Below are 12946 nucleotides of genomic sequence, written 5' to 3'. Positions count from 1 at the left end.
TAATCGATGATTTTAGTATGTTGAAGAAATAAAAAATGAGTATTGAAATAAAAATTATATTTGCAAAATTAAAAAAGAATTCATGAAGAATCAAATAGTACTATTAATAGCGTTTACGTTTATTTTAAAAATTAATGCACAGGAAACGGTTATTTTTCCAAATCAAGACAGAAGGGTAATTACAACAGGAGTGCCATTTTTGTTAATAGCACCAGATGCACGTGCAGCAGCCCTCGGAGACATGGGAGTTGCAACTTCCGTAGATGCATTTTCACAACAATGGAATTCATCAAAATATGCGTTTTCTGAAACTAAATCAGGAGTCGGTGTAAGTTATACACCCTACTTAAGTAAATTGGTAAATGATATTTTTTTAGGAAATGTAACCTACTTTAATCGTATAGACGAACGTAGTGCGTTTGCATTAAGTTTAAGATATTTCTCTTTAGGTGATATTGAATTTGTTGATGGACCTGATGATACTCCAAGGATACAAAAGCCTAATGAATTATCTCTAGATGCATCTTATGCTTTACGCTTATCAGACCAATTTGCCATGTCTGTTGGGATGCGTTACTTGAGGTCAGATTTAAGAATACAAGGTATAGGTGGAGATTCATCGGCTGCAAGTACTTTTGGTGTTGATATTTCAGGGTATTATCAAAGTGAAGAAGAAGCGTATTCGGATTTCAATGGGCGTTGGAGAGCTGGATTTGCCATTCAAAATATAGGACCGAAGTTTAAATATGATGAATTAGGAGAAGAAAACTTTCAGCCAACTAATTTGCGTTTAGGAGCAGGTTTCGATTTTATATTTGATGATTATAACAAAGTTTCTGTAACGGCTGAAATAGCAAAATTATTAGTGCCAACACCTCCAGTTTTGGGTTATGTAGATGCAGATGGGAATGAATCACAAGCTAATGATGGTAGTGAGCCAACAATCATAGTAAAAGGTAAAGATCCAGATGTAAGTTTCTTATCTGGAATGTTCCAATCGTTCGGTGATGCACCAGATGGGTTTAGTGAAGAATTAAAAGAATTTACATGGGCGCTTAGTGCAGAGTATCTTTATCAAGATTCATTTGCATTTAGAGCAGGTTATTTTAATGAAAGTGAAGAAAAAGGCGCAAGAAAATTTTTAGCATTAGGTGCTGGTTTTAAAGCTAATGTTGTAAATATAGATTTGTCTTACTTATTCTCTGCTTCAAAAGTGCAGAGCCCATTAGAGAACACGTTGCGTTTTTCTTTAACGTTTAATATTGGTGCTGATGAGTATAGAGAATACTAGAAATGACTCAATAAAATGATATTAAAAACTATTGCCAACAGCAATAGTTTTTTTATACAAAAGAATATAATTTTAAAAACTATTTTGGAATACAGTTGTTAAAATATCGCCTTGAGGGGGTTATAGGGGTGTTTTTTTATTTCTTAAATTTACTCAATATATTTGCTTATGAGGGAAATAAAAATAGAATCCACATTATATGTTTTCGATAACATAAAAGAACTTCCAAAAGAAGCATTCTCTTTAATGCAAAAAGCCATTGAAGCCAGAGGAAAGGCTTATGCGCCGTATTCTAATTTTAGTGTTGGTGCAGCTATCCTTTTAGATAATAATAAAATCATTACAGGAAGTAATCAAGAAAACGCATCCTATCCGTCTGGTCTATGCGCAGAGCGAACAGCCATTTATTATGCAGGTTCTCAATATCCAAATGCTAAAATTGTAAGAATGGCAATAATAGCTGGTTCAAAATTAAAGAAAACAATAGAGCCTATTCCGCCTTGTGGTGCATGTAGGCAGGCTATTGCGGAATATGAAATAAAACAAGAAACGCCTATAGAAATTTACTTTATGGGAGAAACAGGGAAAGTAGCTAAATCCAATTCGCTTTCAAATTTATTGCCACTGGGTTTTGATAAATCAGTATTGTAATACGTTTTCCAAATTATCAAATATTTCATTATGAGTTATATGGGTTGTTAATTATGAAAAATCACTAATCTAATTGGTTTAGAGTGTTTTTTTAATATTTTTTCTACTTTAATCAAATTGGGTTTTTGCAATTACTCTCAATGTATTACTTTTGTGTTTCGCGAAATTAAAAACATAATAGTAGCCCATGCAAAAAATCACAAAAGAGGTTTACCTTAAATGGTACGAAGACATGTTATTCTGGAGAAAGTTTGAAGACAAACTGGCTGCCGTATACATTCAGCAAAAAGTAAGAGGGTTTCTTCATTTATATAATGGTCAAGAAGCAGTGTTGGCAGGAGCTTTGCACGCCATGGATTTAACGAAGGACAAAATGATTACAGCTTACCGTAACCACGTGCAGCCCATTGGTATGGGGGTAGATCCAAAACGTGTTATGGCAGAATTATATGGAAAAGCAACAGGAACTTCTAACGGTATGGGTGGCTCAATGCATATCTTTTCTAAAGAATTTCGTTTTTATGGAGGTCATGGTATTGTTGGAGGTCAAATTCCTTTAGGAGCGGGTATTGCTTTTGGTGATAAATATCATGGTGTTGATGGAGTAACCTTATGTTGTTTTGGCGATGGTGCTGCTCGACAAGGTTCATTACATGAAACTTTTAATTTAGCCATGCTTTGGAACCTACCCGTTGTTTTTGTTTGTGAAAACAATGGATATGCTATGGGTACATCTGTTGAAAGAACTGCAAATCATGTGGAAATCTGGAAATTAGGTTTAGGTTACGATATGCCATGTGGACCAGTCGATGGGATGAATCCTATTAAAGTTGCTGAAGCTTTTGATGAGGCTATCCAAAGAGCGCGTAGAGGAGATGGGCCAACATTCTTAGAATTAAAGACCTATAGGTATAGAGGGCATTCAATGAGTGATGCACAACATTACAGAACAAAAGATGAGGTTCAAGAATACAAGAAAATTGACCCGATTACGCAAGTAAAAGATGTTATTCTTGATAAGAAATACGCTTCTGTAGACGATATTAAAGCTATTGATAAACGTGTAAAAGAGCGTGTAGCAGAATGTGAAAAATTTGCAGACGAATCTCCATATCCGGAAAAGCAACAACTTTATGATATGGTTTACGAGCAAGAAGATTATCCATTTATTCAACACAAAATATAAGATATGGCAATAGTAGTAAACATGCCGCGTTTAAGCGACACAATGGAAGAAGGAACCGTTGCTGCTTGGTTAAAAAAAGTAGGAGATAAAATTGAGGAAGGCGATATTTTAGCAGAAATTGAAACAGATAAAGCCACAATGGAGTTTGAATCTTTTAACGAAGGTACATTGCTTCATATTGGCGTTCAAGAAGGTGAAACTACTAAAGTAGATGAGCTTTTAGCCATAATTGGAGATGAAGGAGAAGATATTTCTGGTTTGTTAAATGGAGGAGGTAGCGCTTCCGCGGAAGCAAAAGAAGAAACGAAAGAAGATATTACTCTGAGCACAGCCGAAGAGTCTAAAGAAATTGAGGCTTCAACTGAAACCCAAGATTTACCAGAAGGTGTTATAGTAGTTACTATGCCACGTTTAAGTGATACTATGGAAGAAGGAACTGTGGCAACATGGTTAAAGAAAGTTGGTGATGCGGTTGAAGAAGGCGATATTTTAGCAGAAATAGAAACAGATAAAGCAACCATGGAATTTGAATCATTCCAATCAGGGACTTTATTAGAAATAGGATTGCAAGAAGGTGATTCTGCAAAAGTAGATGAACTATTAGCTATTATTGGCCCTGCAGGAACAGATGTTTCTGGAGTAGCTGCCAATTTTTCTTCTGGAGCACCAGCTAAAAAAGAAGAAGCGCCAAAGAGCGAAGCTAAAAAAGAAGCATCTAAATCTGCTCCTTCTGCTACATCGGCTTCAAAAGCTAGTGCACCAGCGCCAACCCCTGTTACTGCAAACGGACGTTTATATGTTTCTCCATTGGCTAAAAAATTAGCAGAAGAGAAAGGGATTAACTTGGTGAAAGTTCAAGGTTCTGGAGAAAACGGACGTATTGTAAAAAGAGATATAGAAAACTACGAACCTGCAGCTTCTGCAGCATCGGTTGGTAAATTTATCCCTTCAGGACAAGAGGATTTTGATGATGTTGATAACTCGCAAATGCGTAAAGCTATTGCGAAAGCATTAACGAATTCTAAGTTTTCAGCACCTCATTATTACTTAAGTGTAGAGTTTGATATGGAAAATGCTATGGCATTCCGTGCGCAATTCAATTCTATTCCAGATACAAAAATATCTTATAACGATATTGTAGTTAAGGCCTGTGCTTTAGCGTTAAAACAACATCCGCAAGTAAACTCGCAATGGTTTGCAGATAAAATGCGTTTGAATAACCACGTGCATATTGGTGTTGCAGTAGCTGTACCAGATGGTTTGGTTGTTCCTGTAGTTAAGTTTGCTAACGAACAAACACTACCACAGATAGGTGCGGAAGTTAAAGACTTAGCTGGAAAAGCTAGAAATAAGAAACTAACACCAGACGAAATGCAAGGCAGCACATTTACGGTGTCTAACTTAGGTATGTTTGGTATAGATACGTTTACGTCTATTATCAATCAGCCTAACTCAGCCATTCTTTCTGTTGGAAATATTGTTGAAAAACCAGTAGTTAAAAACGGTCAAATTGTTGTTGGAAATACTATGAAATTATCATTAGCATGCGACCATAGAACAGTTGATGGTGCTACTGGAGCACAATTCCTTCAAACACTAAAAGGATATATTGAGAATCCTGTAACGATGTTAGTTTAATGCGTAGTAATTAATTGATATTCTGAACTAGATTCAGAATCTATAATATTTAAAACCTGTTTCATTAATTTGAAACAGGTTTTTTTTAGCCAAGGAAATAATATTATTTCCTTGGTTTTATATTCTGATTGACTCTAAATAGATTGTTAGGGTCGTATTTTGCTTTAATTTTTGTTAACCTGTCATAATTATGCTTGTAACTTGCTTTTACACGTTCTTGTCCTTCATCCATCATGAAGTTCGAATAAGCGCCTCCGGAAGAATAAGGGTGTAGTGCTTCCCAATAATCTTTACACCAATTGGTGATTGTATCTGCATTTTCGGGGTCTGCATCCACACCTACTATCACACCTGCATATTTGGCATCACGATACGCCCAAGGTGTATCTGTAGCTCCAACTCTGCCAGCTGCCCCACTAATTGGGTATAAATGCATTTGAGAAAGAGGTGTTGGTATCTTAGATCCAAAATTTAAGTGTTCAGCTCTTACTTCTGGACCTAGTTCATTAAAAAAGTCAGCTCTCCAGTACCATTGTAATCCATGTGGTAACAAACCATCAAATAAAGTTTGAATTGATGGATAGGGCATTTCGCCTACGTGTGCAAAAATGGGTTCTAAGTCCATGGCAGGCTTTATTAATTTGTCGAATTCTTCTTGGTTGCCAGTATAGCACCACACAATTCCGCAATACTTGTTCCTATGTAAAAAATCAGGGAAAGGAGGACCTGGGATAACCATAGTGGCAATAAATCCATTTAATTCATCTGGAGCATTATGAATAAATGAATGATACCATGCCATGATTTCTTCAGTTCTTTCTATAGGCCATAACGTAGGTCCTCCAATTACTGTTTTTATAGGATGTGCCTGAAATTTAAAAGAAGTTATAATACCAAAGTTTCCTCCTCCACCACGAATTGCCCAAAATAAATCTGAGTTTTGGTTAGCATTTACGGTTGCAAAAGAACCATCTGCCAAAACCATGTCAGCTTCTAAAAGATTGTCAATAGTCAAGCCGTGTTTTCGAGATAAATGCCCAACACCACCGCCCAGTGTTAGTCCTCCAACACCTGTGGTTGAAATTATTCCTGCCGGAACAGCTAGCCCAAAAGGATGAGTGGCATGATCAACTTCACCCCAAAGATTGCCTCCGCCAACACGTACTGTATTGTTGGAAGTGTCTACGCGAACAAATTTTAATCCAGATAAATCGATAACTAAACCATCATTACACAATCCTAAACCACCCCCATTGTGTCCGCCTCCTCTAATGGCAATTAGTAGATTGTTTTCTCTTCCAAAATTCACAGAAGCTATAACATCGGCAACATCAACACACATAGCAAAAAGTCCTGGGTGTTTATTTATCATGCCATTATACACTTTTCTGGTTTCATTGTAATTCTCATCAGATGGCATTATAAGTTCACCTCTTAGTTTTAATGCTAGTTCTTCAATCAACTTGGGGTCTAAGTCTTTTACTAATGTTGTCATGATTTTTTGTTTTAATTGGTTTAAATTATTTAGCTATTATCATGCCTTTTAAAGACCATAAAATTGCTAGTACATCTTTTTTTGTGTCTTCATTAATGGCGTTTTTGTCTAAAGCTGTAACAATATCATCCATGACATGCATATATTCAGCAGGGCTAATATTCATTCCTGTATGCGCTGTTACCATATCTTTTCCTTTGTAAACATTAGGTCCTCCACTACCAGTTACAAAAAAGTCAACCGTATGTTGTTTAATAATGGCTAAGTGTTCTGGTCTTTCTAAAAAGGGTAAAAAACGAGCGTTTACATTTGGGTTTGTCATGTGTTCACTAACGGTGTCATCAACGATCTTCGATATGCCATTTCTGCCTCCTAATCGTTCAAAAAGTGTTTTACTCATAATGTTATAGTATTGGTTATATGTCAAAACTATGAATAGCAAAATGAAGGCACCTCGACATTTAATTCAAAAAAGTAGAATTTTGAACCATAGGGGAAAAGTGGTGTAGATTGGAGATGTTTTTAAGCTATATGTTGTTGAATATATTTAGAAGGTAGAATGCCATATTTATCAAGAAAACATTTTGAGAAATAGGCAGCGCTATTAAAACCTGTTTCAAAAGCAATTTCAGAAATGTTACCATGTTGCTTATGCAATAGGCTCAGAGCTCTGTGCAACCGGAATTCTTTTAAAAAATTATTTGGTGATTGCCCAGTTAATTTGGTTAGTTTTCTATAAAGTTGCGATTTGCTTAAACCTAGCGCCTTACTAAAGTCATTCACTTTAAAGTTAGGTTTGTTCCATACCTGTTCTACAAAATCAATTAACTGTGTTAGAAACTTTTCTTCATTTGGTTTCAGTATTTTAATCATTTTGTCATCAATAGTAGCATTCCTGTTTTCGCTTTCGTATAATAATTTTACTTCAGTAGTAATTACTACTTGCTCCTTAACAATATCACACATGCGTGTAGCTAAAGTAATGGTTTCTTCAAATATATTTTCTTTATTAGTTACTGGAACACCAGAGCTTAAAGCAATATTTAGTTTACGCGTAGAGGGATCGAACTTAGGCGTAACATATTTGAATTGAAACTGAATTTTTAAAGCACATAAAACGGCATCTGTTACAGATTTAAAGGAAGCTAAATACGAGTTATTATCTTTTTTTACTACACGACCATTCAATTTTTTTAAGGTTTTAGATACATTGTTATGAAATTTTTGAGCAAAGATGGTAAATTGATTTGCTTCAAGCCGATTTAAATAATTACTCGTTTCTATGACCATTAAAACTCTAAAAGCAGGGTCGTTTATAATGTTTAGCTTAGTGTTTTTTGATTTTTCAGGGTCTTCTATTCTGCCCAAAAACGATTCTACTATGGTGTCGTCTACTTCAATTATACGCAGAGGTACATCCCCATGAGCCTGAGCATGTAAATCTTTAAGAGCTTGTTTGTTTGGGGCTTCTATCAAGCAGAAAGCTGTTTGTCTTTTTTCGTCACACCAATATGTTAATCCACGACAATTAAATTCATGTTCAATTTTTAAATCAGCTTGATGCATTTCTGCAACATGTTCTGCAGTAACTCCGTCAGGCATTTCATGGAGGTCTAAATATATTGGCATGGTATTTATTTTAATACAAATTAGTCATTTTTAACGGGTTATGCAAGTTGAAAAATAGGTCTTTAAATTGTTGTTATTTAAACAAGAGTTAAAAGTAGAATGGTTTCTATGAGTTTTTTATCTTTAAGCACAAATAAAATCTTGTATGAATAAAATATTTTACGCTTTCATTTTATTAGTCATTCTGGGGTGCAAATCCACAATGGATCACAGTATTAAAACAATTGAAGTAAGTGAAAATGAGGTAAAATCGAGTTTAGAATATTTGGCTTCAGATGGATTGGAAGGTAGAAACACAGGAAGCAAGGGTATTGAAAAAGCAGCTGTTTTTATTGAAAATATATTCAAGGAAAACAACATAAAACCTTATTTTGAAACCTATAGAGATAGCTTTAATGTAAAAGAAGTTATCGGTTATAATGTGATAGGTTATATAGAAGGCAACGACCCAAATTTAAAAAATGAGTTCGTTATTCTTGGTGCGCATTACGATCATATAGGAACAGTAAAAATGGTTAATGGCGATGTTATTGCAAACGGTGCAAATGATAATGCCACAGGGACAAGTGCTGTAATAGCCATGGCAAAATATTTTGCAGATAAAAAGAATAATAAACGCAGTATTATGTTTACCTTATTTTCGGCTGAAGAAAAAGGACTGTTAGGTTCAAAACATTTGTCCAAACGATTAAAGGGTGATAATTTAAATCTCTATACGATGGTTAATTTTGAAATGATAGGTGTGCCTTTTAAAGATAGAGGTTATGAGGTATTTGTGTCAGGTTATGATATGTCCAATATGGCGAAAAAGATAAATGCCTATACGGAATCAAACCTGATAGGGAAATCTGAAATAGCTCTAAAGTACAGTTTGTTCAAGCGTTCTGATAATTATCCATTTTATACTGAATTTAATGTGCCGTGTCAAACTATTTCCTCCTGTGATATGACTAATTTTGATTTTTACCACCATGTTGATGATGAAATTGATAAATTAGATTTTAAATTTATGCAACGTTTAATTAATAAAATTATTCCAGCAATAGAAAAAATGAGTAATACACCCACTAAGGAAATTAAATTAAACTAATGAGTAAGAACATAATTATAACAGGTACAAGCCGAGGTATTGGGTTTGAGTTAGTACAACTATTTGCCAAAGCCGGACATCAAGTTTTAGCGCTTTCGCGGAATGAAAAACCGATTCAAAATTTAAAATTAGATAATGTTACAGCATTTCCTTTTGATTTGAATGATAATGAAGCTTATAAAAAAGTTGATAATTTTATAGATAGCGATTGGGAACACGTAGATATATTGATTAATAATGCAGGGGCTTTGATAAATAAACCGTTTTCAGAAACTTCCATGGAAGATTTCGGAAATGTTTATAAAACCAATGTTTTTGGTGTTGCCGAACTAACAAGAGTGGTGTTGCCGTTCATGAGAAAAGAAAGCCACGTGGTTACCATAAGCTCTATGGGTGGTGTTCAAGGTAGCATGAAGTTTCCAGGATTAGCGGCTTATAGCTCCAGTAAGGCAGCCGTAATTACGCTAACTGAATTATTGGCTGAAGAATATAAAACATCTGGAATTTCATTCAATGTTTTAGCATTAGGTGCCGTACAAACCGAAATGTTAGAAGAAGCTTTTCCAGGGTATCAAGCACCAACTACAGCTTTAGAAATGGCGGAGTATATCTTTGATTTCTCGCTTAGCGGAAATAAGTATTATAATGGCAAACTGTTACAAGTATCTAATTCTACTCCATAATTTATGAGAAAATACAAGTGTATTATTTTTGATTGCGATGGTGTTTTAATTGATAGTGAATCTATAGCCATAGGGGTTTTAGTCGATATGGCTAATAATTTAGGCGCGAATATGGATTTTGAGGCATCTTTGATTAGTTTAAAAGGAAAAGCATTTAACTTATGTATGGAACTTATTTCAAAACGGATAGACAAGCCTCTACCTATTAATTTTGAGCAAGATTACCGCATCAACACGTTCGAGACTTTTCGGGAAAAAATCCAACCCATAAAAGGCATTAAAGATGTTGTTGAAAATTTAAAAATCCCTTTTTGTGTGGCATCAAGCGGACCAGAAAATAAAATTAGATTAAATCTAGACGTTACAGGTTTATTGCCTTTTTTTGAAGGACATATTTTTAGCTGTTATGCCATTCAGAAATGGAAACCAGAACCCGATATATTTTTGTGGGCAGCCAAAACCATGGGTTTTAAACCCCAAGAATGTTTGGTTGTAGAAGATAGTGTATCTGGAGTAAGGGCTGCAAAATTGGGAGGTTTTGATGTTTTTGGATATACCGAGCACGATTATAAAGATGAATTAAAAAATGAGGCAACCAAAACATTTAGTAAAATGTCACAGCTTTTAAATTTAATATAACTCACGAAAATGAACAGATTAAATACTATTATAGTACTAGCATTAATCCTAAATTTTTCTTGTGCTAACCAACAAGAATTAAAGTTTGATAGAACCAACAATTTTAACAGCGATTGGAAATTTAAACTTGGCGATATTGAAAATGCCGAAAATTTGGATTTTAAAGATGAAGGTTGGTCGAACCTACATTTACCACATGATTGGAGTATAGAACAAGGTTTTACACCACCATTAGCAGTTAAAGCAGATTTGGATACTAATGCAGAGACCTCGGCAAACAATAATAATTTACCATCGGGAATATCTGCTGTTCGAGTTAACGAATTTAGAAAAACTGCCAGTAGCACAGGGTTTGTTCCAGGAGGTGTTGGCTGGTACAGAAAATCATTCTCTTTAAATGAAACTGATAAGGGTAAACATATTTCTATAGAATTTGATGGAGTTTATACACGTTCTGAAGTTTGGATTAACGGGCATTTTTTAGGATTCAGACCCAATGGCTATATCAGTTTTGATTATGACCTTACACCTTACCTTCATTTCGATAAAGAAAATATTATTGCCGTTCGTGTAGACCATTCCAACTATGTAGATTCTAGATGGTACACAGGTTCTGGTATTTATAGAAATGTGAGATTGGTAAAGCGCAACGCCATTCATGTGCCTACTTGGGGTGTTACAATTACAACATCTGAGATTAATAAAAATGAGGCAACAGTTTCTCTTAATATCGATTTAAAATCCACTTTAAACCAAGAAGAAACTATTAAAGTGAAAACTCAAATTTTATCTCCTGATGGTAGATTAGTTGGCCAATCTTCTGAAGAATTAACGATTAAAGATGAATCAAAAATAAATTCAGAAATCGTTTTAAAAAATCCACAGTTATGGGATTTGGAAACACCAAATATTTATACGGCTAAAATTCAAATTATTAGTAATGATATTGGGTTAGATGAAGTTTCTGAAACATTCGGTATTCGTACTGCTGAATTTACTGCTAATAAAGGTTTTCTTCTAAATGGTAAACAAGTGAAGATAAAAGGCGTGAATCTGCATCATGATGCTGGTGCGGTAGGTGCTGCTGTTCCTGTTGATGTTTGGAGGAGACGTTTATTGAAATTAAAAAGTATTGGTTGTAATGCAGTCCGAACCGCCCACAATCCATATGCTCCTGAGTTTTTGGATCTATGTGATGAATTGGGACTATTAGTAGATGCCGAATTTTTTGATGAATGGAACAAAGAGAAAGACAAGCACACAACAGAATTAGGTTCTAACGATGCGCCTGAATCTTTTACGGATGGTTATGCGTCCTATTTTAACGAATGGGCAAAACAAGATTTACAGGATTGTATCCGTCGGGATAAAAACCACCCATCCATTATCATGTGGAGTATTGGCAATGAAATTGAATGGACATTTCCTTATTACACGCAAGCATATAAAAAAGTAAACGGCAATGTGAAATATTATGAGCATATACCTAATTATGATTATGAAGTGAATAAGGCCGCTTTTGAAAGTGTAAAACCAGAGGTAGATTCGCTAGCTGTTATCGCAAATCTATTATCAAAATGGACCAAAGAGATGGACACCACAAGAGCTGTTACTGTAGGGAGTGTTTTGCCTGTTATAGCTAATGTTAGTGGTTATGCAGATGCTGTAGATGTGTTAGGGTTTAATTATAGAGCTCCAGAATATGATGGGGCACACAAAGAATATCCCGATTTAAAAATTTTAGGGTCTGAAAACAATGGCACCTGGGAAGAGTGGAAAGCTATAGACGATAGAGATTTTGTTGCTGGTATTTTTACATGGACAGGAATTGCCTATATGGGTGAATCTGGACCATTTCCTAGAAAGGGATTAAATTTGTCTTTCTTTGATTTTGCCTGTTTTAAAATGCCACGTGGTCATTTTTATGAATGTTTATGGAAGGATGACCCTAAAGTTTATATAGGTACAGCACCACGTTCTGTTTCTGAATATAAATATGATAAAGACAAAGGTTTTACTTTAGAAATGCGAACCAATTGGTTGCGCCGTTGGACATGGTATGATATTGAAGATTCTTGGAATTATAAACAAGGCGAAGACATTGTAGTTCAGGGGTATGCAAATTGTGATGAATCCGAACTTTTTTTAAACGGAACTTCATTAGGCAAACAAAAGGTGAAAGATAACAAAGGCCATGTTATAAAATGGTTGGTGCCTTTTCAAGCTGGGGAATTAAAAATTGTTGGGTATAACAATGGCAAAAAAGTGGATGAATATAGTTTGAAAACTGCTGGAAAACTTGCACAAATTAATATAGAATCCGACAAAAAAGAAATGAATCCAAACCATAGCGATGTGGCTCATATTGAAGTAACGCTTTTAGATGAAAATGGCATTAGAATTCCAAATGAAGATACCGATGTGCAATTTGAAATTAAAGGTAATGGAAATCTAATTGCAGTAGATAATGGCTGGGAGTATAGTGTGCAGCACCCAAAGGCAAATCATATAAAAACCCATAACGGGAGAGCACTTGGTATTGTGCAATCTACTTATAATAAGGGTTCGATTAAAATTTCAGCCAAATCGGGTAGTTTAATTTCTAATGAAATTTCAATACAAGTTAAGTAATCGTTTTAATATT

11 protein-coding genes are annotated in these 12946 nt (G+C 34.9%); 8 read left to right on the top strand and 3 right to left on the bottom strand.

Translation table 11 applies throughout. The features are described from left to right. Positions 1-82 precede the first annotated feature (82 nt). The 4 genes from porV to ABD935_RS11675 all read left to right on the top strand — a co-directional run bounded on the left by porV (position 83) and on the right by ABD935_RS11675 (position 4766). Positions 83-1291 carry a type IX secretion system outer membrane channel protein PorV gene (gene porV, locus ABD935_RS11690; protein WP_345192248.1) on the top strand — a complete coding sequence of 403 codons (1209 nt, stop codon included), beginning with the start codon at positions 83-85 and terminating at the stop codon, positions 1289-1291. 168 nt (positions 1292-1459) lie between these two features. After that, positions 1460-1942 (top strand): cytidine deaminase, encoded by a 483-nt coding sequence (cdd, locus tag ABD935_RS11685; protein ID WP_345192247.1) that lies wholly within the window; start codon positions 1460-1462, stop codon positions 1940-1942. Between the two features lie 187 nt (positions 1943-2129). Next, positions 2130-3128 (top strand): pyruvate dehydrogenase (acetyl-transferring) E1 component subunit alpha, encoded by a 999-nt coding sequence (gene pdhA, locus ABD935_RS11680; protein ID WP_345192245.1) that lies wholly within the window; start codon positions 2130-2132, stop codon positions 3126-3128. A gap of 3 nt (positions 3129-3131) precedes the next feature. Next, positions 3132-4766, top strand: coding sequence for a pyruvate dehydrogenase complex dihydrolipoamide acetyltransferase (locus ABD935_RS11675; protein ID WP_345192244.1), 1635 nt, complete (start codon positions 3132-3134; stop codon positions 4764-4766). A 103-nt stretch (positions 4767-4869) separates the two neighbouring features. On the opposite strand, the gene ABD935_RS11670 is transcribed toward ABD935_RS11675, so the two are convergent. From ABD935_RS11670 to ABD935_RS11660, 3 genes are all read right to left on the bottom strand, one after another. Continuing rightward, a complete protein-coding gene (locus tag ABD935_RS11670) occupies positions 4870-6261 on the bottom strand; it encodes an FAD-binding oxidoreductase (RefSeq protein ID WP_345192242.1) in 1392 nt (463 codons plus the stop codon). Between the two features lie 25 nt (positions 6262-6286). Then, the gene (locus tag ABD935_RS11665; RefSeq protein WP_345192240.1) at positions 6287-6661 is read right to left on the bottom strand and encodes a group I truncated hemoglobin; all 375 of its coding nucleotides are present in this window, start codon (positions 6659-6661) and stop codon (positions 6287-6289) included. A gap of 122 nt (positions 6662-6783) precedes the next feature. Further along, on the bottom strand, positions 6784-7890 hold the full coding sequence (locus tag ABD935_RS11660; protein ID WP_345192239.1) for a nickel-binding protein: 1107 nt from the start codon (positions 7888-7890) through the stop codon (positions 6784-6786). A 145-nt stretch (positions 7891-8035) separates the two neighbouring features. Here ABD935_RS11660 and ABD935_RS11655 point away from each other — a divergent pair, with 145 nt between their 5' ends. Genes ABD935_RS11655 through ABD935_RS11640 form a run of 4 tightly spaced genes read left to right on the top strand, consistent with a single transcriptional unit; the run spans position 8036 to position 12933 of the window. Next, a complete protein-coding gene (locus ABD935_RS11655; RefSeq protein WP_425550220.1) occupies positions 8036-8980 on the top strand; it encodes a M28 family metallopeptidase in 945 nt (314 codons plus the stop codon). Beyond that, entirely contained in the window at positions 8980-9663 is a 684-nt protein-coding gene (locus tag ABD935_RS11650; RefSeq protein ID WP_345192237.1) for an SDR family NAD(P)-dependent oxidoreductase, read from the top strand. The genes ABD935_RS11655 and ABD935_RS11650 overlap by 1 nt, the downstream gene beginning before the upstream one ends. 3 nt (positions 9664-9666) lie before the next feature. Next, complete coding sequence (locus tag ABD935_RS11645; RefSeq protein ID WP_345192235.1) at positions 9667-10302, top strand: HAD family hydrolase; 636 nt, start codon at positions 9667-9669, stop codon at positions 10300-10302. Positions 10303-10311: 9 nt separating this feature from the next. Then, positions 10312-12933 (top strand): glycoside hydrolase family 2 TIM barrel-domain containing protein, encoded by a 2622-nt coding sequence (locus ABD935_RS11640; protein ID WP_345192234.1) that lies wholly within the window; start codon positions 10312-10314, stop codon positions 12931-12933. The last annotated feature ends 13 nt before the right edge of the window (positions 12934-12946 follow it).

The organism is Algibacter agarivorans (genome assembly GCF_039543245.1).
GTDB lineage: Bacteria > Bacteroidota > Bacteroidia > Flavobacteriales > Flavobacteriaceae > Algibacter_G > Algibacter_G agarivorans.
The sequence above is the reverse complement of the archived record's forward strand: the minus strand, read 5'-3'. Positions and strand labels throughout refer to the sequence as shown.